The 24,459-nt window shown below is 70.5% G+C and carries 19 protein-coding genes; 8 read left to right on the forward strand and 11 right to left on the reverse strand.

All coding sequences use genetic code 11. The features are described from left to right. Positions 1–2 precede the first annotated feature (2 nt). The 3 genes from VM306_RS37430 to VM306_RS37440 all read right to left on the reverse strand — a co-directional run bounded on the left by VM306_RS37430 (position 3) and on the right by VM306_RS37440 (position 3,781). Positions 3–2,036, reverse strand: coding sequence for a putative bifunctional diguanylate cyclase/phosphodiesterase (locus VM306_RS37430; RefSeq protein ID WP_325523548.1), 2,034 nt, complete (start codon positions 2,034–2,036; stop codon positions 3–5). A 180-nt stretch (positions 2,037–2,216) separates the two neighbouring features. After that, a complete protein-coding gene (locus VM306_RS37435; RefSeq protein ID WP_325523550.1) occupies positions 2,217–2,684 on the reverse strand; it encodes a GNAT family N-acetyltransferase in 468 nt (155 codons plus the stop codon). After that, complete coding sequence (locus VM306_RS37440) at positions 2,681–3,781, reverse strand: LLM class flavin-dependent oxidoreductase (protein ID WP_325523551.1); 1,101 nt, start codon at positions 3,779–3,781, stop codon at positions 2,681–2,683. The genes VM306_RS37435 and VM306_RS37440 overlap by 4 nt, the downstream gene beginning before the upstream one ends. A gap of 190 nt (positions 3,782–3,971) precedes the next feature. On the opposite strand from VM306_RS37440, the gene VM306_RS37445 reads away from it, so the two are divergent. After that, a complete protein-coding gene (locus tag VM306_RS37445) occupies positions 3,972–5,666 on the forward strand; it encodes an FAD/NAD(P)-binding protein (RefSeq protein ID WP_325523552.1) in 1,695 nt (564 codons plus the stop codon). On the opposite strand, the gene VM306_RS37450 is transcribed toward VM306_RS37445, so the two are convergent. From VM306_RS37450 to VM306_RS37460, 3 genes are all read right to left on the reverse strand, one after another. Beyond that, positions 5,655–6,122, reverse strand: coding sequence for a flavin reductase family protein (locus VM306_RS37450; RefSeq protein ID WP_325523554.1), 468 nt, complete (start codon positions 6,120–6,122; stop codon positions 5,655–5,657). The genes VM306_RS37445 and VM306_RS37450 overlap by 12 nt on opposite strands. Next, positions 6,119–6,607, reverse strand: coding sequence for an NADPH-dependent FMN reductase (locus VM306_RS37455; protein ID WP_325523556.1), 489 nt, complete (start codon positions 6,605–6,607; stop codon positions 6,119–6,121). Before VM306_RS37455 ends, VM306_RS37450 begins: the two co-directional genes overlap by 4 nt. 64 nt (positions 6,608–6,671) lie before the next feature. Next, positions 6,672–8,327: an FAD-binding dehydrogenase gene (locus VM306_RS37460; protein ID WP_325523558.1), complete on the reverse strand. Its 1,656-nt coding sequence runs from the start codon at positions 8,325–8,327 to the stop codon at positions 6,672–6,674. Between the two features lie 388 nt (positions 8,328–8,715). Here VM306_RS37460 and VM306_RS37465 point away from each other — a divergent pair, with 388 nt between their 5' ends. Next, a complete protein-coding gene (locus VM306_RS37465; RefSeq protein WP_325523560.1) occupies positions 8,716–9,171 on the forward strand; it encodes a DUF6098 family protein in 456 nt (151 codons plus the stop codon). Here the strand turns inward: VM306_RS37465 and VM306_RS37470 are convergent. Then, on the reverse strand, positions 9,155–9,844 hold the full coding sequence (locus tag VM306_RS37470) for a hypothetical protein (protein ID WP_325523562.1): 690 nt from the start codon (positions 9,842–9,844) through the stop codon (positions 9,155–9,157). The two genes, VM306_RS37465 and VM306_RS37470, sit on opposite strands and share 17 nt — an antisense overlap. Positions 9,845–9,952: 108 nt before the next feature. On the opposite strand from VM306_RS37470, the gene VM306_RS37475 reads away from it, so the two are divergent. After that, a complete protein-coding gene (locus VM306_RS37475) occupies positions 9,953–10,495 on the forward strand; it encodes a hypothetical protein (RefSeq protein ID WP_325523564.1) in 543 nt (180 codons plus the stop codon). 296 nt (positions 10,496–10,791) lie between these two features. Then, entirely contained in the window at positions 10,792–13,980 is a 3,189-nt protein-coding gene (locus tag VM306_RS37480; RefSeq protein ID WP_325523566.1) for a S8 family serine peptidase, read from the forward strand. 50 nt (positions 13,981–14,030) lie between these two features. On the opposite strand, the gene VM306_RS37485 is transcribed toward VM306_RS37480, so the two are convergent. Both VM306_RS37485 and VM306_RS37490 read right to left on the reverse strand, forming a co-directional pair. Continuing rightward, positions 14,031–14,306 (reverse strand): hypothetical protein, encoded by a 276-nt coding sequence (locus VM306_RS37485; RefSeq protein ID WP_325523568.1) that lies wholly within the window; start codon positions 14,304–14,306, stop codon positions 14,031–14,033. A gap of 148 nt (positions 14,307–14,454) precedes the next feature. After that, positions 14,455–15,537: a mechanosensitive ion channel family protein gene (locus VM306_RS37490; protein ID WP_325523570.1), complete on the reverse strand. Its 1,083-nt coding sequence runs from the start codon at positions 15,535–15,537 to the stop codon at positions 14,455–14,457. 148 nt (positions 15,538–15,685) lie between these two features. On the opposite strand from VM306_RS37490, the gene VM306_RS37495 reads away from it, so the two are divergent. Genes VM306_RS37495 through VM306_RS37510 form a run of 4 tightly spaced genes read left to right on the forward strand, consistent with a single transcriptional unit; the run spans position 15,686 to position 19,493 of the window. Next, positions 15,686–16,693, forward strand: coding sequence for an adenylate cyclase (locus tag VM306_RS37495; RefSeq protein ID WP_325523572.1), 1,008 nt, complete (start codon positions 15,686–15,688; stop codon positions 16,691–16,693). 2 nt (positions 16,694–16,695) lie between these two features. Then, positions 16,696–17,679, forward strand: coding sequence for a hypothetical protein (locus VM306_RS37500; RefSeq protein WP_325523574.1), 984 nt, complete (start codon positions 16,696–16,698; stop codon positions 17,677–17,679). Between the two features lies 1 nt (position 17,680). Then, positions 17,681–18,913, forward strand: a complete 1,233-nt coding sequence (locus VM306_RS37505; RefSeq protein WP_325523576.1) for an adenylosuccinate synthetase — start codon at positions 17,681–17,683, stop codon at positions 18,911–18,913. Next, a complete protein-coding gene (locus VM306_RS37510) occupies positions 18,864–19,493 on the forward strand; it encodes an NUDIX domain-containing protein (protein WP_325523578.1) in 630 nt (209 codons plus the stop codon). The genes VM306_RS37505 and VM306_RS37510 overlap by 50 nt, the downstream gene beginning before the upstream one ends. On the opposite strand, the gene VM306_RS37515 is transcribed toward VM306_RS37510, so the two are convergent. Together VM306_RS37515 and VM306_RS37520 are read right to left on the reverse strand one after the other, a co-directional pair. Then, positions 19,490–20,686: a M1 family metallopeptidase gene (locus VM306_RS37515; RefSeq protein WP_325523580.1), complete on the reverse strand. Its 1,197-nt coding sequence runs from the start codon at positions 20,684–20,686 to the stop codon at positions 19,490–19,492. The two genes, VM306_RS37510 and VM306_RS37515, sit on opposite strands and share 4 nt — an antisense overlap. Then, complete coding sequence (locus VM306_RS37520; protein WP_325523582.1) at positions 20,683–24,420, reverse strand: Pls/PosA family non-ribosomal peptide synthetase; 3,738 nt, start codon at positions 24,418–24,420, stop codon at positions 20,683–20,685. Before VM306_RS37520 ends, VM306_RS37515 begins: the two co-directional genes overlap by 4 nt. Between the last annotated feature and the right edge of the window lie 39 nt (positions 24,421–24,459).

The raw sequence follows: 24,459 nt of genomic DNA on the forward strand, positions 1-24,459 counted from the left end.
AATCAGATGAGAAGCAGTGCCGCGACCTCGGCCGCCGACAGCGCCGGGCCGAAGTGCGAGCCCTGCGCGCCGGTCACGCCCAGTGCGGCCAGGCGCGTCGCCTCGGCCTCGCTCCGCACGTCCTCGGCGTACATCGGCAGCCGCAGGACCGACGCCCACTCCAGCAACGCGGCGGACGCGGTCTCGTCCACGCGGTTCGCCCCGGTGCCGAAGCCGTGCACGACGGCGGGAGCGAACTTCACGCCGCTCCACGGCAGCATCCGCAGCCGCTCGACGCCCGCGTTGCCGCCGGTCAGCTGGCCCAGCACCAGCTCGACGCCGCGTTCGGCGAGGATCGTCAGCTCTTCCAGGTGTTCGTCGGTCAGCAGTACGGGCACCCGCTCGTGCAGCTCGAAGCGCAGCCGGGACGCCGGCAGGCCCGCGCGGTCCAGCACGCGCGACACCTCGGCCACGAGCTCGGGCTCCTGGCACAGCCGCGGCGGCAGGTCGATCGACAGCACGGGTGTGCGCGACCCGAGAGCCGCGTACCACTCGCCTGCCTGCTGGCACGCCTCCGACAGCGCCCAGTGGACGAGCCGGACGATCATGCCGTTGTCCGACGACTGGGAGAGGAACGCGTCCGGGCACAGCAGGCCGCGGACGGGGTGGTCCCAGGCGATCTTCGCCTCTAGCGCGAGCACCGAGCCGTCGGTCAGCGACCGGACCGGCTGGTAGGCGATGCGGAACTGGCCCTCCTCCAGCGCGCCCGGGATGGACGCGGCGAGCGCGTACCGCTCCTTGTCGCGCTGGTCGCGTTCCCTGTCGTACAACGCCCACTGCGCCTTGCCGTCGCGCTTGGCCCAGCCGACCGTGACGTCCGCCGCGCGCAACAGGTCCGCCGCGTCACCGCCGCGCGCCGGCCGCGCCACGATGCCGATGCTGGCCGTGACGCCGATGCCGTGGCCGTCGATCCAGGTCGCTTCTTCCAGCCGTGACGTGAACTCGTCGACGAGAGCGATCACCGCGGGCACGCCGCGCGGGTTCCTGATCAGGACACCGAACTCGTCCTCGCCGATGCGCGCGACCTTGGCGACCTCGTCGGTGAACACCGCCCGCAGGTGCGTCGCGACGCGCATGAGCACCCGGTTGCCGGCGTCGTGCCCGAACGCGTCGTTCACGCCGCGGAAGCCGTCGATGTCGACCTGCACCAGTGCGAGCTCGTCCGGGCCCTTCGTCCCGACGGCCCCTTCGAGCCAGCCGAGGAACTGGGCGCGGTTCGGCAGCCCGGTCTGCATGTCGTTGAGGCTCTGGCGCACCAGCTGCGACTGCAGCGCGCGCATCTCGTTCATGTTCTCGACCATCGTGACGAAGTACGGCGGCGCGCCTTCCGCCTCGCGCACCAGCGAGATCGCCATGTGGGTCTGGATCGTCTCGCCGTCGCTGCGGACCATCCGCTTCTCGACCCTGATGTTGTCGAAGTCGGACGCGATCAGCTGTCTGGCGAGCTCTCTCAGCCCGGCTCTGTCCTCGGGGTGGACGAAGTCGCGGCCGCTCATCCTGCCGAGCTCGCCCGGCGCGTAGCCGAGCATCGTCAGCAGCGCCTCGTTGACGTCGATGATCTCGCCCTTGAGGCCGCTCACGATGATCCCGAACGCCGCGCTCTGGAAGACCGCCCTGAACTTGGCCTCGCTCACCCTGACCGCGCTCTCGGCGAGGCGCATCGCGTTGATCGCGGCGGTGCGGCTGATCTCCTGCTGGTCGAGCGTGCGGTCGCGCAGCCCTTCCGCGTACCCGGCGGCGAGCGCGGCCAGCTGGGCCTGCGTCACCGGCGTGTGCTCGCCGAGGTGGGACAGGGTCCGCTCCAGCGTCGCCGAGGAGATGAAGTCGTTCTCCACCATGGAACGGCCGACCTGCCGCGCCTCGTGGACGCCACCGCCGAGGAGCTGCTCGACGTAACCGCCGAGCAGTTCTTCGAGCTTCTCGCGCGTCAGGTCCGCGAGAAGGGTGTTGGAGATCGCCGCGGCCCAGTGACCGGCGCGCTCAGGGCTGTCGACCATGTTCATTCAGCTCGGGTGGCCATTCGTGGGGACCGGGGTGATCTGCTGGTCGATCGTCGGACACCAAACGAGGTGCAAACGGGTCCGGCGGTCAAGCTTACTGATCAGTCACGACGTGTCCAACCAAACCCCGATCCCGTTCAGAAATCGGCGGTTCGGCCGCGAATTCACTCGTTTGAACTAATGAACCACCTTGCTGAAGGCGAGCGGGCCAATTGCCGCCGGGTCTGCCCCCACGTCGAACAACGGTGTGTAACCGGTGGCCAGGTAGAGCCCCTTGGCCTCGGGCTGGCGCGGGCCCGTGGTCAGGTAAATCCGGTTGTACCCAAACGCACGTGCTTCGTTTTCCAGCTCCACGAGCACGCGGCGCGCGAGTCCTCGCCGGCGGTGCTGAGAATGGGTCCAGATTCGTTTCAACTCGGCGGTTTCCGAGTCGTGCCGCATGAACGCCCCGCCCGCGACCGCCACACCGGACTCCATCAAAAGCAGGAACTGACCGTGCGGCGGTTCGAAAACGTCCGCCGGCCGTCTCATCTCTTCCGCACCCATCGGTCCGTAACGCGATGTGTACTCGTACGTCAGCTCGGCCACCAGGGGCGCCGCGTCCGGATCTGACTGGCGGACGCGGCGCACTTCGAGAGTCGTCATGCGGCCTTGGCCCGGTCCCGCTTGGCGACTTCCTCCCGCACCAGGGGGATCACGTACCTGCCGAAGTCGATCGCGTCGCCGAGCAGGTCGTAGCCGCGCGCCGACAGGATGTCCACGCCGAGGTCGTAGTAGTCCAGCAACGCCTGCGCGACCGTCTCCGGCGTGCCGACCAGCGCGTTCGAGTTGCCCGCGCCACCAGTGGCCTTGGCGGTCGGCGTCCACAGCGCGCGGTCGAACCGCTCACCGCGTTCCGCGACCGCCAGGAGCCGCTGCGAGCCGGTGTTCTCCGGGTTCGTCAGCGAGTGCCGCCGGCTCAGCGGACCGCCGGCCTTGCGCGCCTCGATCCGCTCCACCGTGCGGTGCGCCTTCTCCCAGGCCAGCTCCTCGGTCGGGGCGATGATCGGCCGGAAGGCGACCTGGATCCTCGGCACGTCGGTCCTGCCCGCGTCCTTCGCCGCCTGCTTGACCGACTCGATCTGCTGCGCGGTCTCGGCGAGCGGCTCGCCCCACAGGCAGAAGATGTCCGCCTCCGCGCCTCCCGCGGCGTAGGCGGCGGGCGAGGAGCCGCCGAACGAGACGTCCGGACGCGGCTGCTGGACGGGGAACACGTCGCTCACGAAGTCCGCGAAGTGGTAGTGCTCGCCGTCGTGGTCGAACGCCTCCCTGCTCAGCCACGCCTTCTTGACGATCTGGATGTACTCGCGCGTGCGGCTGTAGCGCTGGTCCTTGGTGAGGTAGTCGCCCTCGCGCTGCTGCTCGTGGTCGGTACCGCCGGTGATGAAGTGCACCGTGATCCGGCCGTCGCTGATCTGGTCGAGCGTCGCGAACGTCTTGGCGGCGAACGTCGGGTAGGACACGTTCGGCCGGTGCGCCAGCAGGATCTGCAGCTTGTCGAGCTTGCCGGCGAGGAAGGCGGCCGCCGCCGCCGGCTCGGGCGCGCCGGAGCCGTACGCGAACAGCACGCGGTCCCACCCGTGGTCCTCGTGCGCGCGGGCGAGCCTGAGCGTGTAGTCCTTGTCGAACGCGCCGGGGGACGACCGCGGTGTCGTCTCCGACCCGTCGTTCGTGGCGGCGATCCCGAGAAACTCAACTGGCATGACCGATTCCCCAGAACTGGTAGTGGGAGTGGGTGCGTTGAGGGAGACGCTCTTCGAGTGCACACCTCGGGCCCGGCGGGTGCAACGACGTCCACAGTGCGGGATTTGCTTGCACGCGCGGGGTACTGTGGTGGTGTTCGCGTTGAGGGGCGCGGCTCGTTTCTCGTTGCCCTCCAACGGAAAGACGCGCATGCGCACACTCGTCGTCATCGGCGGCGGCCCCCGCACCGCGGGCCTGCTGGAACGCATCGCAGCCCAGTCGCCCACCGTCCGGTTCGCCGTGCACGTCGTCGACCCGTTCCCGCCCGGCGCGGGCCGGGTGTGGCGGCACGCGCAGTCCCCGTTGCTGCGCATGAACTCCATGGCCGAGGACGTGACGGTCTTCACCGACGAGTCCTTCGACGGCGAGGGTCCTGTCCGCCCCGGCCCGTCGCTCGCGGAGTGGACGGACATCGACCCGGTGTCGTTCCCGTCACGTCAGGTGCAGAGCAGGTATCTCGCGTGGTTCTTCGACCACGCGACGAAATCTCTGCCTCCGAACATCTCTGTGACCGTGCATCAGGCGAAGGCGGAGAAGGTGGACGGCCACACCGTGCGGCTGGACAACGGTGAGCGCCTGCACGCCGACGTCCTCGTGCTGGCGCTGGGACACCTCGACGCCGACCTCGAACCCGAGCACCGCAAGCTCGCCGAGCACGCGGCGGAGCACGGGCTGGTCTACGTGCCGCCGCTGTACTCCGCAGACGCGGACCTGTCCGCCGTCACCGGTGACGTGGTGCTGCGCGGGTTCGGGCTCGCGTTCATCGACCTCATGGTGCTGCTGACCGAAGGGCGCGGCGGCAGGTACGTGCGCTCGTCCGGTCAGCTCACGTACATCCCCTCCGGCGCGGAACCGACGCTGCACGTGGGATCGCGGCGCGGTGTCCCGTACCACTCGAAGACCGGCTACCGGTTGCAGGGGACACGGCCGGCGCTGCCGCGCTTCTTCGTGGCGGAGGAGCTGAAGGGGCGGGAACTGGACTTCCGGGACGACGTGTGGCCGTTGATGGCCAAGGAGATCGCCTGGGGCCACTACCACGAGCTCTTCACCGGGCACCCAGGACTGGTGCGCATGCCGTTCACCGAGTTCGCCGTCTCGTTCGCCGCCCTGCCCTGGTACAGCGAGGAGATGCGCGAGCTGGAGCTGCTGGCGGTGCCCGATCCGGCCGACCGCATCGACTTCGAACGCCTCGACCGCCCGCTGACCCACGTCACGTTCGGCTCGGCGGAGGAGTTCCAGACCTACCTGCGGTCCTACGTCGAGGCGGACGTGGCCCGCCGCTCGGATCCCCGCTACAGCGCCGACCTGGGAGCGTTCCTGGCCCTGCTCTCGGTCTACGGCCAGCTGGCGGGGCTGATGCCGTTCGACGGCTGGTGGCACGGCTACTTCAGCTACCTGGCCTCCGGCCCGCCGCCGGACCGCCTGGAGGAGCTGCTCGCGTTGTCCCGCGCGGGGGTCGTGCGGTTCCTCGGCGCCGACATGTGGGTGGAGGCGGTCGAAGGCGCGTTCCTCGCCGGCAGTGCGACGACATCGGACGTGGTGCGCGCCAACGGTTTGGTGGAAGCCCGCCTTCCCGCGCACTCGCTGTCGCGCACGGCGGATCCGGTGCTGCGGTCGTTGCGCGCGACCGGCGACGTCTCCGAGGACGCCGCCGGCCTGGTCCGGGTCTCGCCGCTGGGGAACCTGGTCAACGAGCGCGGTGAGGAGGACCCGGTCCGGTTCGCGGTCGGGCCCTACGTCACCGGCAAGGCCTACGCGGCGTTCGCGAGGCCGAGGACGAACGCTCCCGCGTTCCGGCAGAACGACGCGCTGGCAAGGGAGATCCTGAGACTCCTAGGCGACTGAGGTGTAGCGCCCCTGGTGCCGCACCAGGGGCGAGGGGATGTCGGCGTGCGTGATGTCGAGCGGTTCGCCGACCAGCGCGATGTGGTCGCCGACGGCGATCCGCCGCGAGGTCCTGCACCGCAACCGGACCGGCGCGTCGAGCAGCCACGGCACGCCGTCGTCGTCCTGCCGCCACCGCGTGCCGGGACCGAACCGGTCGACGCCCTTCGTCGCGAAGAGGTCCGCGAGACCGGTCTGGGCGGCGTTCAGCAGGTGCACGGCGAACAGCGGGGCGGTCCGCAGCACCGGCCACACTGAGGCGCCCTCGCCGATCCACACGACGACCAGCGGTGGTTCGAACGAGACCGAGGTGAACGACGACACCGTGGTGCCCACCGGACCTTCCGGCCCGGTGGCCGTCACGATCGTCACGGCCTGGGCGTGGTGTCTCAACGCGTCGCGCAGCTGTTCCTTCATCGGACCAACGCCTTCAGCACGTCGGTGTCGAGCGCGAAGTCCGTGACGTGAGCGGGAAGCGACGCCTCGTTGAGGAACAACGCCTGCGGTACCAACGCACCCAGTTCGGTGAGCACGGGCCGCAGGTGCACTTCGACCGCGAGCGCGTGCTTGTCCGACGCGGCGATCTGCAGCGGCACGACGACCTTGCCGCGGAGCCAGCCGGACGGCGCCTGGTCCAGCACGGCCTTGAGCAGCCCGGTGTAGGCGGCCTTGTACGTCGGGGTGGCCACGACCAGCACCCCTGCCTGACCGAGGGCCTCCAGCGCGGCCTTGACCGCGGCCGGTTCCGTGAAGACCTGCGGTGCCAGCGTCGCCGCGTCCACCACGGGACCGTCGACGGGCACGCCCAGCGCGGCGGCGAGCGCCTCGCGCAGGGCCAGGGCCGCCTGCAGAGTGCGCGAGGCGGGCCGCGGGTTGCCGACCAGAACACCGATCTGCGTCATGCCCCCAGCACAGCCGCAAGGCCAGGCACCGTCAACCCGCGTCCACCACGCGAGAACCGTTGCGCTACGCCACCGCGCCGGCGGCCGAACGCCCGGCCACCCGGCCGGAGAACAGGCAGCCGCCGAGGAAGGTGCCTTCCAGCGCGCGGTATCCGTGCACGCCGCCGCCACCGAACCCGGCGGCCTCACCGGCGGCGTAGAGCCCCGGCAGCGGCTCACCGGACGAGTCGAGCACCCGCGACGACAGGTCGGTGTGCAGGCCGCCCAGCGTCTTGCGCGTGATCACCGACAGCCTGACCGCGATCAGCGGACCGGCCTTCGGGTCCAGCAACCGGTGCGGCTCGACCACGCGGATCAGCTTGTCCGTCAGGAAGTGCCTGGCCGAGCGGATCGCGTTGACCTGCATGTCCTTGCTGAGTTCCGCGGTCACCTGGCGGTCGCGCTCGATGATCGTCTTCTCCAGCGCGGCCGCGTCGATCCGCGAGTCGCCGGTCAGCGCGTTCATGCCGCGCGCGAGGTCCGCGACCGTGCCCGCCTGGATGAACTCCTTGGACCTGCGCGCGAACGCCTCCACCGGCGCGACCGCACCGGGCAGTGCGCGCTTGAGGACGGCACGGGTGTCCTTGCCCGTCAGGTCGGGGTTCTGCTCGGAGCCCGACAGCGCGAACTCCTTGCCGATGATCCTCTTGTTCAGCACGAACCACGAGTGCTCGTGACCGTGGGTCGTGATGTGCTGCAACGACCCCAGCGCGTCGAAGCCGGGGAACAGCGGGATCGGGAACCGCTTCCCGTCCGCGTCGAGCCACAGCGGCGACGGGCCGGGCAGGATGCGGATGCCGTGCCCGCTCCACACCGGCGCGTAGTTCGCGATGCCCTCGGGGTAGTGCCACATGCGGTCGGCGTTGATGATCGCGCCGCCGGCCTTCCGCGCGACCTCCAGCATGTGCCCGTCCACGAAGTCGGGGACGCCGGACAGCAGGAACTTCGGCGGCGTGCCCATCCGCTCGGGCCAGTTCCTCCGCACCAGGTCGTGGTTGGCGCCGATGCCGCCGGACGTGACGATCACGGCCTGCGCGCTGAGCGAGAAGTCGCCGGCGACGGTGCGCGAGCTGGGCTCGGCCCTGCCGGCCGCCGAAGGCTCCAGCACCTCACCGGACACGCCGTCGCACACACCGTCGGTGACGCTGATGTTCGTGACGCGGTGGCGGAACTTGAGCGTCACGAGCCCCTTCGCCACGGCCTCCCGCACGCGCCGCTCGAACGGCGCGACCACGCCCGGCCCGGTGCCCCACGTGACGTGGAAGCGCGGCACGGTGTTGCCGTGCCCGTCGGCGAGGTAACCGCCGCGCTCGGCCCACTGCACGAACGGGAACCAGCGCATGCCCATGTTGTAGAGCCATGAGCGCTTCTCGCCGGCCGCGAAGTCCACATAGGCCTGTGCCCACAGCCGCGGCCAGTGGTCGCTGTCCCTGTCGAACGCCGCCGAGCCCATCCAGTCCTGCAACGCGAGGTCGTGGGAGTCCTTGACCCGCAGCCTGCGCTGTTCGGGGGTGTCCACCATGAACAGGCCGCCGAACGACCACCAGGCCTGTCCGCCGAGCGTCGCCTCCGGCTCCTGGTCGAGCAGGACGACCTTGCGGCCCGCGTCCGCGAGCTCCGCGGTCGCGACGAGACCGGCGAGGCCCGCGCCGACGACGATGACATCCGCGTCATGTGGCATCGGCCGAGTTTAGTGGCGCGACCCGCCGCCGGTACCGCACGAGAGCCGAAAGAACCTCGCCTTCGTGACTTGGCACCGCACGAGAGCCGAAAGAGCTTCGCCTTCAGGAACTCGATCGGGTTGAGGGTGCCGCCGACCGCCACTACCGGTGAGGGGGTTTCCGGAGTGCCGGTCGACGGCGGGCTGACCGCGGCGCGAGCACGCGACGCCTGCGGAAGGGCTTTTCCGGCCTGGGGGTGCCGGATCGCCCTGGCGCGCAGCTCGAGCGCCGGCGGCCAACCACTTCGTTGAACGTACAACCGGACCGTGGTGTTCCGGTCGGTTTTCACTGTGACCAGGCTCAACTCCTTCAGGTTTCCTTCAGGATCGGCCGGGTACGTCACCGGGCGTGACAGCAGGACTCCCGACGATCACGAACCTCGCCGAGCTGGTCGGCCTCATGGGTGACGACGTCTACGTGCGCTGGTCGAAAGGACCGGAGGCCGACGCCGCCTCGAAGTCACGCGACTCGTTGACCGGCGTGGAACTGCCGGGCCTGTCCGCGAGCCCGTTGCGCATCGAGCCCTGGTGGGGCGACCGCTCGCACGAGCTGTGGGTGGCGCGCCGCCTGTTCGACTACCAGCACCTGCGCGACCTGCGCGGCCCGGACGTCCGCGCGTGGGTGCTGCGCGGCGACGAGGTGGGCCGTGGCCCCGACAACGAGCCCCTGGTCCGCTGCACCGAACCGCTGGCGTGGGTGGCCGACAGCGCGTTGCACGAGTGCTCGGAACTGGTCGGTGCCCAGCACTCGGAGGAGTGGGGCCCTCTCGACCGCTCCAAGGCCGGCCCTAGCTCAGATCGCTGAGCTTGCGTTCCGCGGACTTGCGGGCCTTCTCCGCGGCCGCCGTGACCCGCTTGGCGTCCTCCAGCCGTTCGGCGGCCCTGTCGAACGCGCGCTGCGCCGCCAGCTGGTCGGCCTGGGCCTCCCCGAGTGACTGCTCGGCCTCGTCCAGCGCCTGCTGGGCCTCTGCCCGCTTGCGCTCCTGCCGCTCGCGCCTCTTGCGGGCCAGCGCGTCCTCGCCGTCGTCGCCCGCCGGTTCCGGCGCGGGCAGGGCGAACCCGAACCCCGAGTACTCCAGCGGCTTGGTGAGGTGTCCCCGCCGCACCTGCGCGGCCGAGTCCGGGTCGGCCATGGCGGCGGTCAGCGTGGAGCGGACCTGCGAGACGGCGTCGTCGGCCAGCGGTCCCGTCAGCTCCAGCGTGCGGTAGACCAGGGCCTCCACCAGCTCCTTGCGCCGGTGCCCGAGCTGCCGCATGGTCAGCTCCGCCGTGGAGAGGCCGAGCGCCTCCTCCAGGCCGTCCGGGGCGTCCCTGACCAGCCTGTTGACCGCCCAGGCCCCCACGGTCGGCCTGCGCAGGTCGGCGATGGCCTTCGCGAGGTCCCTGTCGCCCGCCTGCTTGGCCGCGGCGTTGCGGGCGGCGGTGAACTCCTTCGGGGGCAGCCCGTAGAGCTCGTCGGCGACCGACTCGAGGTCCATGCGCGCAAGGTAGCGCCTGATCAGTCTCCAGTCCTGCCGAATCGGCTCAACGAACCGGGAGCGGCGGGCGTTGGAGAGGTGAACGGTTCGGGTACGCAGGAGGGAGTCATGCACACCAGGTGGAGATGGGTCCTGTTCGGCCTCGGCGCCGCCGTGGCCGCCTGCGGTCCGATCGCGATGGCGGGCGGCCCGTGGTACGGCTACGTCTTCGGCGGCCTGTGGTTCCTCATGGGCGGCACCGTGGCGTGGCGCTGCCTGGGCATGGGCACCAAGGTCACCGCCCGGGGCATCACGTCCGGCGGCATCGACCGCCAGACCACGATCGAGTGGTGCGACGTCCGCGCGATCGAGCCCGCGCGACGCCGGAACCTGATCTTCTTCCACACCGTCGCGCCCGTCGTGGTGCTCCGCTCCGGCAGGGAGGCGCTCACCGAGCTGAGCCTGCTGTCGGTCAAGAAGGACGTCGTTCCCGGACGGACCCAGAAGTTTGTGACGGAACTGCAGCAGGCGCTGAAAAAGCACCGCGCCGGCTGCCCGGCGTGCGGTGCGCAGCCGAAAGCGGTCGCGACCGGCCGGAGCCTCGGCGCGAGGGTGCGATCGCGATTGCGTTCGCTATTGCGCGGAAATGGTGATCGGTCCATCGTCCGGTGACGGGAACCTGTTACACGCCAACGTCGTTCACCGTTGACACAGCCTTGACATTCCCCTCCATCAGCTCTTGACTGGAAGGCATCTGCTCGTTCCACGGACGAAAAGAAACACGCAGCACTAAAAGCGCGTCCGGACAAGACGCTGAATAGTCCAATGTGGAGCGCGAGAATAGTCCGATTCGACGATTGCCCCTCGCCAGGCGAAGAGATGTGCTTCGGAGCACTCTTTACCCCACGAAGGGCACATGCGCCGTGAAGAACTGGAGACGCCGCACCGGAACGGTCTTGTTGACCGCGGTGTTGGGCACTGCCGGGTTCGGCTTCGCCGCCACCCCCGCCAACGCGCAGAACGCTCCGCAAGAGCAGCCGGCCGCTGACAAGCAGCTGGACAAGAAGGACCGCGAGCTCGTCGAGCAGGCCGGCCGCGAGGGCAAGCCGACCGTCGACCTGCTGGTCGCCGCGGAGGACGGCAAGACCGACGCCGCCGTCAACGACCTCAAGGCGCTCGGCGCCACGGTCCAGAAGACCGAGAAGGACGTCGACTACGTCAAGGTGACCATCCCGCGCGAGAACGCGGAGAAGGCCGCCAAGCTGGCCTCGGTCAGCACCGTGGACGTCGACGGGCTCATCGCGCTCGACGACCCGCGTCCGCAGGGCATGGAGCAGCCCGCGCCGCAGAAGGCGCCGGACTCGAAGACCCCGCGCACCAACCCGTACATGCCGACCCAGGACACGCAGGCGGCGCAGTTCGCCACCGCGCACCCGAAGTGGGACGGCCGCGGCGCGACGATCGCCGTCATCGACTCCGGCATCGACCTCGACACCCCGGCCCTGCAGACGACCACCACCGGTGAGCGCAAGATCATCGACTGGTACAACGCGAACGCCACGAACTCCGGCGACGGCACCTGGGTCACCATGACCAAGACCGGCCGCGTCGGCAAGTTCACCGACGGCGGTCGCGAGTGGACCGCGCCGGCGACCGGCGGCCCGTACTCGTTCGGCCGTTTCGCCGAGACCGCGGGCGACCTCGGCACGGCGGCGTCCGAGACCGGCGGTGACATCAACCGCGACGGTGACCGCCTCGACACGTTCGGCGTCCTCCAGGACATCACGACGAAGGAAGTCTTCGTCGACACCGACGGTGACGGCAACTTCACCAACAACAAGCGCATGATCGACTACAAGGTCAAGCAGGACGTCGGCTTCGTCGGCGCCGACAACCCCGCCACCCCTGTGATCGACCGCGTCGCGTTCGTCGTGCAGACCGACCGCTCGATCTACGACAACGCGGGCACGCCGTACGTGAACCTCGGCATCTCGGGCGCCGCGCACGGCACGCACGTCGCCGGCATCACCTCGGCCAACAAGCTGTTCGACGGCAAGATGGCCGGTGCCGCCCCCGGTGCGAAGCTGATCGCCATCAAGGCGTGCCTCTCCACGCCGTCCTGCACCAGCTCCGGTCTCGTCGACGGTGTCCTCTACGCCGCGCGCAACGGCGCCGACGTCGTGAACATCTCCATCGGTGGCCTCCCGGCGCTCAACGACGGCAACAACGCCCGTGCGGAGCTCTACAACCGCACGATCAACGAGTACAACGTCCAGCTGTTCATCTCGGCCGGCAACTCCGGCGCGGGCTCGAACACCGTCGGTGACCCGTCGGTCGCCACGGACGCGGTGAGCGTCGGCTCGTACATCACCAAGGAGACCTGGCTCTCCAACTACGGCTCGAAGACCGCGCAGAAGCAGAACCTGCACGGCTTCTCGTCGCGCGGCCCGGCCGAGGACGGCGGCTTCAAGCCGAACATCATCGCGCCCGGTTCGGCGATCTCCACCACGCCGCGCTGGCAGCCGGGTGGCCCGGTGGCGGGCACCTACGCCCTCCCGGCCGGCTACTCGCAGTTCAACGGCACGTCGATGGCCGCCCCGCAGGCGACCGGTGCCGCCGCTCTGCTCGTGAGCGCGTTCAAGGCCACGCACAACGGCCAGCGCCCCACGAGCGCCGAGCTGCGCTACGCGATCCAGCGCAGCGCGAACTACGTCGACTCGCTCGGCGCCTACGAGCAGGGTGCCGGTCTGTTCAACACCAACGCCGCGTGGAAGCTGCTGGACAAGCACTCCGTGCCGGACAAGGTCACGACGGCCGTCCAGGTCAACACCGTCCTCAGTGGACTGCTGGCCACCCCGAACGTCGGTGTCGGCATCCACGACCGTGAAGGCGTGACCGCGGGCCAGGAGTACACCCGCACCTACACGCTGACCCGCACCACGGGCCACGACGACGAGACGTACAACGTGTCGTGGAAGGGCAACGACGGCACGTTCACGGCGGCGAAGAAGGTCCGCCTGCCGCTGAACACGCCGGTGCTGTTCCCGGTCAAGGTCAAGGCCAAGACGGCGGGCGCGCACAGCGCCGTGCTGCAGCTCGACAACCCGGAGACCCCCGGCGTCGACGCGCAGACCCTGAACGCGGTGTTCGCGGCGGAGAACTTCAACGCCGCCAACAAGTTCTCGGTCACGAAGTCCGGCACGATCGCGCGCAACCAGTCGACCAGCCTCTTCGTGAACGTGCCCAAGGGCACGACCGCGCTGAAGGTCGACCTGACCGCTGGCGGCACCGAGGCCGGCAAGGGCCAGGTCCGCTTCCTGCGCTACACCCCGCAGGGCGTCGGCTACGACTCGAACACGTCGACCAACTGCTACAACCCGGACGCCGGTGCCGGTTGTGCCGGTGGCTCGCCCACCAGCCGCACGGTGACCAGCCCGATGGCCGGTGTGTGGGAGATCGTGATCGAGGCTCGCCGCACCTCCGACGCCGACGTGGCGCCGTACTCGGTGACCGCGTCCGTGCTGGGCACGACCATCAGCCCGAACCCGGACGTCATCCCGTCCGCGGCGCTGGGCACCCCGGTCGAGCGCGGCTACACCGTCACGAACGCGCAGGCGGCCTTCACCGGCCGGCTCGCGGCGGGTGCCGTCGGCAGCTCCAAGTCGGCCCGTCCGACGATCGAGAACCTGGCGAGCCAGCAGTACCAGGTCGTCGTCGGCGCCGGAGCGTCGAGCCTCACCGCCACCATCGGCAACACCGCCGACCAGGGCGCTGACCTCGACCTGTACGTGTACAACTGCACGACGGGCTCCTGCGTCCAGGCCGGTTCGTCGGCGGACGCGGACTCCGAGGAGTCGGTGACCATCCCCAACCCGGCAGCCGGCGCGTGGCTCGTCCTGGTGGACAGCTACGCGGTGCCCGCGGGCACCACGGAGTACGACTACTTCGACGTCTACACCTCGGCCGCTCTCGGCACCCTGTCCGTGACCGACACGAACGCCGCCCGCGCCGCGGGTGCGTCGTGGACGGCGTCGGGCGTCATCACGCCGCTGGGCCAGCCCGGTGCCGGCCGCGTGCTGCGCGGTGAGCTCGAGGTGCGCACGGCGGACGAGAACGTCGTCGGCCGCGGCGCCGTGATCGTCCAGGCAGTCAGCTAGCAACCGCTGGAACGCAGAAAGCCTCAGGGTCCACGAGATCCTGGGGCTTTCTACGGTTCCGGCAGCTTGTTCCCGAGCGGCTCGTCCACGTCCACCTTGGACACACCGCTGATCAGATTCGCGTCTTCCACCCTGTCGACCGGCATCTCGGCGCGCAGGTAGCCGATTCTCCGATCCCGCGACTCGACGGTCGCGCCCAGCCTCGTCAGCGCCTGCTCGACCTCCTCGTCGCGGCCCGGCCGCACGGAGATCATCAGTGGCACTGTGAGGTGGCCGTCGCGCTTCGCCTGCTCGATCCGGTTCTTGTCCGGCTTGGCTGATGACATGACAGAACCCTCCGCGTACGGCACGGTGTCGGTCCCGTTCGTACCACAGCCACCGAGAGCCAGCGCGCAAAACGCGACGGCGAGCGGTCTTCTCATGATCAGAGGACGGAACGGCCTCCGCGGCCGGTTGCACGAATTTCGCGGCCGATCACTGCTTCGGTCCCGCAAACGCTTGCTCCCGCAGCGTCCCGTCCACGCTCTCACCGAACACCCGAGCGTCCGTGTGCTGGTCAGAGGTCGGTTGCGCCTTCTTGACACCCGTGACGGCCCTCGTGCGGATCTGCGGCAACGCGCCGCTGTGCTGGCGGTGCACCCAGTCCACCAGGTGCTCGCGCGTGAGACAGCGCAGGTCCCACAGCTTGCCGGCGTCGGCCGCGCTCACGAGCGCACGCACCCGCACGAACCCCTGGGTCGCCTGCGTCACCTGCAGCACGGACACCCGCCCGTCCCACAGGTCGCTGCCCTCCAGCATGGACCGCATCTCCTGCCGCATCGCCTCGACCGGCACCGTCCAGTCGAGATCGAGCTCGACGGTCCCGAGCAACGCCGACCGCGTGCGCGTCCAGTTCTCGAACGGCGTCTTCAGGAAGTGCGACGTGGGCAGCACCAGCCGCCGGTCGTCCCACAGGTGCAGCACCACGTACGTCAGCGTGATGTCCTCGACCCGTCCCCATTCACCTTCGACCACCACGACGTCGTCGAGCCGCACCGCGTCGCTGAACGCGATCTGCAGCCCCGAGATCAGGTTGCCCAGCAACGACTGCGCGCTGAACGCCGCGACCGCACCGATGACGGCCGCGGACGCGAGCACCGTCGACCCGACCGCGCGTGCGCCGGGGAACGTCATCAGGATGGCGCCCATGGCCAGGACGCCGATGACCACCAGCGTCAGCCTGCGCACCAGTGTGATCTGGGTGTGGACGCGCCGCGCGTGCCGGTTGTCCGTGACGTCCGTGCGGATCCGCGACAGGGAAACGTCCACAAGGGTGCTGATGAGCGCGGAGAGCAGCCACGCCCCGCCCAGGATCAACGCGACGCCCAGCGCGTGTGAGGCGACGGGTACGTCTATCGGGTAGGCGGTGAGGCTTATCTGGGCGGCCAGGAGCACTCCGAACACCTGGCCGGGCCGGTACATCTTGCCGCTGTGGGTGAAGCGGCGCACCAGCCGGTGGATCACCTCCACCGCGAGCAGTGCGAAGGCCACGGAGCAGCCCATGACGACGAACAGCACGGTTTCCGCCTTCCTGTGTCGAGAACGGATACCCGCCGTTCGGGTGAAGGAACACCATGAGGCGGCTCACGGGGCCTGCGGACGCGGTTTGAGTCACATGAACCAGAACATGCTTGCCATCCAGGTTTGAGTTGCATAGACTCAAACCATGTTCACGACAGCGGAGGCCCTGGACCTGGTGGAACGCGCCGCGACAGCCGAGGCGCTGTTCGGTCCCCGCACCACCGATCCCGACCAGCGCAAGCAGGCGCGACGCCTGTACCACGCGCTGGCCTCCGTTCTGCACCCCGACGCGGTCGGCCCGGACGACACACGGGCGCACGCGGCGTCGGCGACCCTGACCCGCCTGCACCACGAGTGGTCGAACGGCACGACCGTCGAGCTCAGGACCAGGACCGCCGTCTACCGCGTCGGGGAGCCGTTCGCGGTCGGCAGCATCGCCAACCTGTACGAGGCGGACGGGCCGTACGTGGTCAAGGTCGTGCGCAACCCCGCCCTCAACCCGTTGCTGCACGGCGAGTGGCAGGCGCTGCGGGAACTGGAACGGTTCACCGACGTCAACCAGTGGTTGCGGCCCTTCTACCCGCGCCTGCTCGACACCTCGGGCGACGTCGCCCAGGGCTCTCGCGCCTTCACGGTGCTCGACCCGCTGAGGGACGGTTTCGTGACGCTCGCGGACGTCAGGCGGGCGTTCCCCGACGGACTGGACGGGCGCGACTACGCGTGGATGCACCGCAGGCTGCTCAAGGCACTGGCCGGCGCGCACCGGATCGGCCTGGTCCACGGTGCCGTCACCGCCGACAACGTCATGGTGCACCCGGAGCAGCACGGGATCGTGCTGGCCGGCTGGTCGTTCGCCGTCGAGGAAGGACAGCGGCTCCTCGCGACCAGCCGCGCCATCGCCTACCCACCGGAAGTCGAAGCGGGCCGGCCGGTCACCGCGGCCACGGACGTCCACATGGCACACACGCTGATGCTGGACCTGCTGGCGCACGACGAACACCGGCAACGAGCCTTCGCGAACGGATGCCTTCAGGAACAGCCGGGCGGGCGGCCTGACGCCGCCGACCTGCTGGGCGAGTACGACGACCTGCTCGAAGACCTCTACGGCGCACGGCGCTTCCGCCCGTTCGCCCTCCCCAAGACAGGAGAATGACCATGGGACACGGCAAGTGGGACGACAACGCCTACGCCGCGGCGAAGACCTTCCGCGCGGCCAAGGGGATCGCGGACTTCGGCTACACCGCCTCCGTCAAGTCGCAGCCGTCGTCGAGCTGGAAGGCCGCCCCGGCACTGGACCCGCTGAACGTCGGGTTCCGCGAGTGCCGCGACTCGCCCGACCACGCCGACTCGACACCGATCGCGGTGCTGTTCGACGTGACGGGGTCGATGGGCGCGGTGCCGCGGATCATGCAGGGCAAGCTCGGCAAGCTGCACGGGTTGTTGCAGCGCAAGGGATACCTCGCCGACCCGCAGCTGATGTTCGGCGGCATCGGTGACGCCGACAGCGACCGCGTGCCGCTGCAGGTCGGGCAGTTCGAGTCGGACAACCGCATGGACGAGCAGCTGCGGGACATCTTCCTCGAGGGCAACGGCGGTGGCCAGAAGAGCGAGTCGTACGAGCTGGCCGCGTACTTCGTCGCACGCCACGTCGTCACCGACGCCTGGCAGAAGCGCGGCCGCAAGGGGTACCTGTTCATCATCGGCGACGAGCTGAACAAGACGCGGCTGAAGGCCCGGCACATCCGCCGGGTCATCGGTGACGAGGTCACCCAGGACATCGACCCCGTGTCGGTGTACCGCGAGCTCGCGAAGAAGTGGCACGTCTACTTCATCCTGCCCAACCAGTCGTCGTACTTCCACGACGACAGCATCGGTGAGCACTGGCGGGCGATCCTCGGGCAGAACTTCCTCAAGCTCGACGACCCCGGCGCGGTGTGCGAGCTGATCGCCGCGACGATCGGCGTGGAGGAGAGCGTGGTGGACCTCGACCAGGCCCTGGTCGACCTCGCCGAGATCGGCTCGGTCGCCGAGAGCAGGGCCGTCGGCAAGGCACTGGCCACCGTCGGCGGCGCGCGGTCGCTCACGGCCTCTGCCGCCCCGCTGGGCATCGACGGTCCCGACGACGTGGCGCTGAGCTGACATGACGAACGAGGACCACGTCATCGTCGTCGGGCTCGGGTTCGGCGACGAGGGCAAGGGAGCGGTGGTCGACGCGTTGTGCGCCGACGGATCGGTGTCCGCGGTCGTGCGGTTCAACGGGGGAGCGCAGGCCGCGCACAACGTGGTCGTCGACGGACGGCACCACACGTTCAGCCAGTTCGGGTCCGGCACGCTCGCGGGCGTGCCGACCTGGCTGTCCCGCTTCGTGCTGGTCGAGCCGATCGCGCTGGCGACCGAGTCGCGCGAGCTGGAGGCCGTCGGCGTCGCCGACCCGCTGTCGCTGGTGTCGATCGACGCCGGCGCACTCCTCACGACGCCGTTCCACGTGGCCGCGAACCGGGCTCGCGAGAACGCCAGGGGCGAGGACCGGCACGGGTCGTGCGGCAAGGGGATCGGCGAGACCGTCTGGTACGGGCTGCTCGGCGAACGGGGAGCAGCGCCGGGCGAGGTGGTCGAGGGACAACGGGTGCTCGGCGAGCCGGGCCCGGCTCCGACCGTCGGCGACTGCCTGGACCCGCGCGTGCTGCGGCAGAAGCTGGACGTGCTCGCCAGGTTCTACGAGCCGCTGATCGGCGACGGACCGGGCGTGGACGAGCTGGTCGAGCTCTACCGGTCGTTCGCGGACGCCGTGCGGATCACGACCGGCGACGAGTGCGGGCGCCTCGCGGATGCCGGACGGCTCGTTTTCGAGGGCGCGCAGGGCGTGTTGCTGGACGAGACCTACGGGTTCCACCCGCACACGACCTGGTCGACCGTCACGCCGCGCAACGCGCGGACGTTGCTCGGCGGGCGTCCGGCCCGCGTGCTGGGCGTGACCCGGACCTACCAGACCCGGCACGGCGCGGGCCCGCTGCCGACGGAGGACCAGGCCGTGCTCGACCGGTTCCCGGAGGCGCACAACGGCACGGGGGAGTACCAGGGCGCGTGGCGGGCCGGGCACCTGGACGCCGATCTGCTGCGCTACTCCGTGCGGTGCTGCGGGGGCGTCGACGGGCTGGCAGTGACGCACCTGGACGCCCAGGGCCTGGAGGTCGCCACCGGCGGAGTCCTGGAGGACATGCCCGATCCGTTGGCACACCTGGAAGATCTGCTCGGCGTCGAGGTGCTGGTCACCGGGGCGGGCCCGTCCAGGGCCGACTACGCGGTACGGGAGAATCCACGCCATGATCGAGTCGACGCTGGTGTCGGTGGACGTGATCGCGCTCCGGTTTGACCCGGACGCACGCGCGGTGCTCGTGGGCGTGGCGCCCCGCGCACAGGAGCCGTTCGCGGGCGAGCTGGCGTTGCCGGGTGTCCTGCTGGGCAGGGGCGAGCGGCTGCGCGAGGCGACCACCAGGGCCGTGACGGAGAAGCTGGGCCTGGCCGAGGAGTCCGTGACGGCGACCGGCCAGCTCGCCACGTTCGACGAGCCGTCGCGCGACCCGCGCGGCCCGACCCTCTCGATCGCCCTGTGGGCCACGGTCGCCCGCCCGACCGGCGACCTGACCGTGTGGGCGCCCCTGGCCGACGTGCCGCCGCTGGCGTTCGACCACGACCGGATCGTCGCCGACTGCCGGCCGCTGCTGGCGGACAAGCTGTGGCGCGACGTGGCGTTCACCGCGGGTCTGCTCGGCCGTGAGTTCACCACGGCGCAGGCGCTCGACGTGACGGAGTCCCTGACCGGCGACCGCCCCTACCCGGCGAACCTCGGTCGCACGATGGACCGCGTGCCCGGTCTCGAACGCACCAGCGAGCACGCCGCGGCGCTGCCCAAGGGGGGCCGTCCTCCACTGGTGTGGAAGTGGACGGACTAGATCGGCAGTTCCGGCTCGAAGAGCCAGCGCGTCAGCAGGTCCCGATGTCCTGCCAGCGCAAGGAAGTCCTCGGTCGTCACGACGCCGTGCCGGTTGCGCGCGCACCACTCCCGCAGCAGCGCGAAGAACGAGTCGTCGCCCATCTCGCGGCGCAGGGCGTGCAACGTCAGGGCACCGCGCTTGTAGACCCTGTCGTCGAACCACTCGGCCCGCTCGGGCCGTCCGATCACGACGTCCTGGGGCAGGCGCCGCAACAGATCCCGGGCCCCGGCCGCGCAGGCGTCCGCCGACCGGCCACCGGAGGCCTCGGACCACAGCCACTCCGAGTAGGAGGCGAAGCCCTCGTTGAGCCAGATGTGCTCCCAGGCGGCGATTCCGACCGAGTTGCCGAACCACTGGTGGGCCAGTTCGTGCGCCACCAGCCGTTCGGAGCCGCGGCGCCCGTCGACGTGGTTGGAGCCGAACGTCGACAACCCCTGCGCCTCGACCGGGACGTCCAGCGCGTCGTCGGTCACCACGACCGAGTAGGTGGCGAAAGGGTAGGGCCCGAACAGCGACGAGAACAGCGAGATCATCTGGTTCTGCCGTGCGAAGTCGTGCGTCACGGCCCTGCGCAGCCGTGAGGGCGCCCACACGCCCGGTAACGCCTCGACGTACTGTCCGATCTGGACGGTCGCCAGGTAGGTGGCCATCGGGGCGGCCATCGAGTACGTCCACCGCGTGGTGCTGCCGGAGACCTTGCCGTCCACCAGGACCCCGTTGCACACCACCGCGTACGAGGAAGGCGCGGTCACCTCGAGGTGGTAGGACGCCTTGGACGACGGCTCGTCGAGGCACGGGAACCACGACGGCGCGCCGATCGGCTGCGAGGCCACCAGCGATCCGTCCGTCAGGTGGTCCCAGCCGAGGTCGCCCCACTCGGGCGTCGCGATCGGCACCGGCGTGCCCGAGTAGCGGACCTCGACCGAGAAGGACCCCCGCACGGCCGCGCGGACGTTCAGGACGCCGCCGGCGTGCCCGTACCGCGCGGGTTTGCCGTTCACCAGCACCTTCGAGATCCGCAGGGAGCCGAAGGACAGCGAGAACGACGACAGCGAGGCGCAGGAAGCCTGCAGCACCGCGCGCCCGGAAAGGCGCGCGGAGTGCGGCTTGTAGTCAAGCTCTAGCGCGTAATGGTGTACGGAGAAGCTCATGTCCACGCGGAGATCGGGTTGCCCAGCCAACGGGTTCCCGACGGTACATCCTCTCCACGCATCACCAGCGAGGCGGGTCCGATGGTCGTGTGAGCCCCGATGGACGCCCCGGGCAGGACGATGCCGTGCGGGCCCAAAGTGGCGCCCTCGGCCAGCGTCACCCGGTCCATGCGCAGGATGCGGTCGTGGAACAGGTGCGTCTGCACGACGCAGCCGCGGTTGACCGACGCGCCGGCGCCCAGCGACACCAGGTCCGCCTCGGGCAGCCAGTACGACTCGCACCACACGCCACGGCCGACCGACGCGCCCAGCGAGCGCAGCCAGAGGTTCATGATCGGCGTGCCGCCGGAGAACCCGATCAGCCACGGCACCGCGAGCACCTCGACGAACGTGTCCGCCAGCTCGTTGCGCCACACGAACGCCGACCACAGCGGGTACTCGCGCACCTTGAACCGGCCCACGAGCAGCCACTTGGCGGCCGCCGCCACCAGGCACGCGGCCACGCCGGCACCCAGAAGCACGACTCCGGACCACCAGAGCCCGAGCTCCTTCAGCGCGAACAGCACGAGCACGACCAGGGCCACGTTGAGCATCACCGGCACGAACCGGCACAGCTCGACCAGCGCCCGCGCCCACATGAGGTGCTTCGGCGGGTCGAACGTGCGCGACTGGTCCGACACCTCGGCGGCGCGCGGCAGCTTCATCGGCGGCATGCCCAGGTACGACGAGCCGGCCTTGGCGCGCTTCGGAGCCGCCGACAGCACGCCGACGAGCCCGCCCTTCGGCACGTTCCTGCCGGGCGCGGTCATGCCCGAGTTGCCCAGGAACGCCCGCTTGCCCACGCGGGCGGTGGCGATGCGCAGCCAGCCGCCGCCGAGCTCGTAGGACGCGACCATCGTGTCGTCCGCCAGGAACGCGCCGTCGCCGACACGGGTCATCTTCGGCAGCGCCACCACGGTGGACGCCTCGACGCCGCGGCCGACCTTCATGCCCAGCAGGCGCAACCACACCGGCGTGAACAGCGAGGCGTACAGCGGGAACAGGGCCGAGCGCGCGTTGTTCATCAACCGCTCGGTCGTCCACGCCTGCCACGCCACGCGGCTGTGCACGGCGTAGTGGCCCTCGCGCATGCCGATGCCCAGCAGCCGCACGGCCACCAGCACCAGCAGCGCGTACGAGCCGAACCAGATCACCGAGGCGACCGGGACGTCCCACAGCGCCGACGTCGGCGTCACCGGCCGCCGCAGCACGTAGAGCACGGCCGGAGCCGCCGCCAGCAGCGGCAGCGCGGCCAGCAGGCCGGACGAGACGCCGTACATGAGGTTCCAGAAGCGCGACCGTTCCGGACGGTACGACGGGAACGACCGCGCCGCCTTGCCCTCGCGGACCGCGGGGACGCCTGCCCAGCGCTGACCGGTGGACACGGACCCGACGACACCCGAACCGGGCGCCACCTCGGCCCGCTTGCCGATCCGCGCGCCGGGGAACAGCGTGCTGCGCGCCCCGACGGTCGCGCCGGCGCCGATCCGGACGCGGCCGATGCGCAGCCTGTCGCCGTCCAGCCACCAGCCGGACAGGTCGACCTCGGGCTCCACGGCGGCGCCGCGCCCGACCTTCAGCATGCCCGTGACCGGCGGCAACGAGTGCAGGTCGACGCCGGGGCCGATCTTCGCGCCCAGCGCCCGCGCGTAGTGCGTGACCCACGAGCCGGAGAGCTCGGTGGCGCGTGACATCCGCGCCAGCATCTCGGCCGTCCACAGTCGCAGGTGGACGGAGCCGCCGCGCGGGTACTCGCCGGGCTTCACGCCGCGCAACAACACCCGCGCGCCGCCGGCGGAGATCGCCAGGCGTCCGGCGGGGCTGAGGAACACCACGGCCCCGGCGGCGACCCACCACCACGAGACGGAGGTCCAGCCCAGCACGTTCGACAGCGCCGTCAGCGCGACGACCCAGCGCGCGCCGGAGATCGTCAGCAGCGGGATCATCAGCAACGACTGGAGCACGCCGGTCCAGCGCGGCGTCGGCGCGACCTCGTGCACCTCGGCCGCCGCGCCGTACGACTCCAGGCGTCGCGCGAGCTTGTACAGCGTCGGGTTCTGGTAGACGTCCGACACGGACGTGCTCGGGTACCGCGTGCGGACCATCGAGACCAGCTGGGCGGCGCCCAGCGAGCTGCCGCCGGACGAGAAGAAGTTCGCGTCCTCGGACGCGGGCCCGGAACCGAGCACGGCGGCCCACTGCTCCGCGAGCCAGCCCTCGAGGCCGGAGAACACCACCCCCGCGGTGTCCATGGACGCCAGTGGCCACGGCAGCGCCGCGCGGTCGACCTTGCCGGACGTGCGCGTCGGCAGCGTGTCGACGACGGCGATCAACGGCACGAGGGCGGCGGGCAGTTCGGCGCGGAGCTGCTCGACGGCCGCTTCCTGGTCGAACTCGCCGTCGACCACCACGTAGCCGACGAGGATCTGGTTGCCGCCCCGCGTCGTGCGCACGGCGGCGGCGGCACCGGCGACACCGGGCAGCGCGGCCAGCGCCGCGTCGACCTCGCCCAGCTCGATGCGGCGTCCGCCCAGCTTGATCTGCTCGTCCGCACGGCCGAGGAAGACGAGGCCCTCCGGCTCGGCGCGGACCACGTCACCGCTGCGGTACGCGCGGTCCCAGCCCACGGAGGGCAGCGGGGCGTACTTCTCGGCGTCCTTGGCCTCGTCGAGGTAGCGCGCCAGGCCGACGCCGCCGATGACCAGTTCGCCGGACCCGCCCATCGGCACGACCTCGCCCCTGGCGTCGACGACGGCGAGTTCCCAGCCGTCCAACGGCAGTCCGATGCGGACGGGACCCTCACCGGTCATCCGGGCGGCACAGGCGACGACGGTCGCTTCCGTGGGCCCGTAGGTGTTCCAGACCTCGCGGCCGGGCACGGCGAGGCGCTCGGCCAGCTCGGGCGGGCAGGCCTCGCCGCCGAAGATCAGCAGCCGCACGTCGTCCAGCGCCTCGACCGGCCACAGCGCGGCCAGCGTCGGAACCGTGGAGACGACGGTGATCTCCTGCTCGACCAGCCACGGGCCGAGGTCCATCCCGGTGCGCACCAGCGACCGCGGCGCGGGCACCAGGCAGGCGCCGTGCCGCCACGCGAGCCACATCTCCTCGCAGGAGGCGTCGAACGCGACGGAGAGCCCCGCCAGCACGCGGTCGTCCGGCCCGATGGGCTCGTCCCGCAGGAACAGCCCCGCCTCGGCGTCCACGAAGGCGGCCGCCGACCGGTGCGTCACGGCGACGCCCTTGGGCTTGCCGGTCGAACCGGACGTGAAGATGATCCACGCGTCGTTGTCGAGACCGGGTTCACCGGGCGCGCCGAGCGCGGGGCCGTGCAGCGCGAGGGAACGGCCCTCGCCGAGCACGGCACTCACCTGCGCCTCACCGAAGACGAGCTCCGCCCGCTCGTCGGGGTCCTCGAAGTCGACGGGCACGTAGGCGGCGCCCGCCGCGAGGGTCGCGAGGATCGAGACGTAGAGGTCGGCGGTCCCGGACGGCACGCGGATGCCGACCCGGTCGCCGACCCCGATACCGCCGGCGGTCAGCTTCTCCTTGAGCTCCAGTACTTCCGAGAGCAGTGCGCGGTAACTCAGCGCGGTGGTGCCGTCGTCGACGGCCGGCGCTTCCGGGTGCTGTTCGGCACTCGTGCGCAGGATGTCCAGGAGCGTGCGCGGTGTGGGCGCCTCGCCTGCCGTGAACATCGATCGAAGGACAACGGGTTCGGCCGCAATGGTCACTTG

Origin of the sequence: Lentzea sp. (assembly GCF_035525475.1) — a bacterium.
In the GTDB taxonomy this organism is placed as follows: domain Bacteria; phylum Actinomycetota; class Actinomycetes; order Mycobacteriales; family Pseudonocardiaceae; genus Lentzea.

What these genes read in the sequence shown, in the direction of transcription:
- VM306_RS37430 (WP_325523548.1), bottom strand. Translation starts at nt 2,036, where the DNA reads ATGGTCGACAGCCCTGAGCGCGCCGGTCACTGGGCCGCGGCGATCTCC.
- VM306_RS37435 (WP_325523550.1), bottom strand. Translation starts at nt 2,684, where the DNA reads ATGACGACTCTCGAAGTGCGCCGCGTCCGCCAGTCAGATCCGGACGCG.
- VM306_RS37440 (WP_325523551.1), bottom strand. Translation starts at nt 3,781, where the DNA reads ATGCCAGTTGAGTTTCTCGGGATCGCCGCCACGAACGACGGGTCGGAG.
- VM306_RS37445 (WP_325523552.1), top strand. Translation starts at nt 3,972, where the DNA reads ATGCGCACACTCGTCGTCATCGGCGGCGGCCCCCGCACCGCGGGCCTG.
- VM306_RS37450 (WP_325523554.1), bottom strand. Translation starts at nt 6,122, where the DNA reads ATGAAGGAACAGCTGCGCGACGCGTTGAGACACCACGCCCAGGCCGTG.
- VM306_RS37455 (WP_325523556.1), bottom strand. Translation starts at nt 6,607, where the DNA reads ATGACGCAGATCGGTGTTCTGGTCGGCAACCCGCGGCCCGCCTCGCGC.
- VM306_RS37460 (WP_325523558.1), bottom strand. Translation starts at nt 8,327, where the DNA reads ATGCCACATGACGCGGATGTCATCGTCGTCGGCGCGGGCCTCGCCGGT.
- VM306_RS37470 (WP_325523562.1), bottom strand. Translation starts at nt 9,844, where the DNA reads ATGGACCTCGAGTCGGTCGCCGACGAGCTCTACGGGCTGCCCCCGAAG.
- VM306_RS37475 (WP_325523564.1), top strand. Translation starts at nt 9,953, where the DNA reads ATGCACACCAGGTGGAGATGGGTCCTGTTCGGCCTCGGCGCCGCCGTG.
- VM306_RS37485 (WP_325523568.1), bottom strand. Translation starts at nt 14,306, where the DNA reads ATGTCATCAGCCAAGCCGGACAAGAACCGGATCGAGCAGGCGAAGCGC.
- VM306_RS37495 (WP_325523572.1), top strand. Translation starts at nt 15,686, where the DNA reads ATGTTCACGACAGCGGAGGCCCTGGACCTGGTGGAACGCGCCGCGACA.
- VM306_RS37500 (WP_325523574.1), top strand. Translation starts at nt 16,696, where the DNA reads ATGGGACACGGCAAGTGGGACGACAACGCCTACGCCGCGGCGAAGACC.
- VM306_RS37505 (WP_325523576.1), top strand. Translation starts at nt 17,681, where the DNA reads ATGACGAACGAGGACCACGTCATCGTCGTCGGGCTCGGGTTCGGCGAC.
- VM306_RS37510 (WP_325523578.1), top strand. Translation starts at nt 18,864, where the DNA reads ATGATCGAGTCGACGCTGGTGTCGGTGGACGTGATCGCGCTCCGGTTT.
- VM306_RS37515 (WP_325523580.1), bottom strand. Translation starts at nt 20,686, where the DNA reads ATGAGCTTCTCCGTACACCATTACGCGCTAGAGCTTGACTACAAGCCG.
- VM306_RS37520 (WP_325523582.1), bottom strand. Translation starts at nt 24,420, where the DNA reads ATGTTCACGGCAGGCGAGGCGCCCACACCGCGCACGCTCCTGGACATC.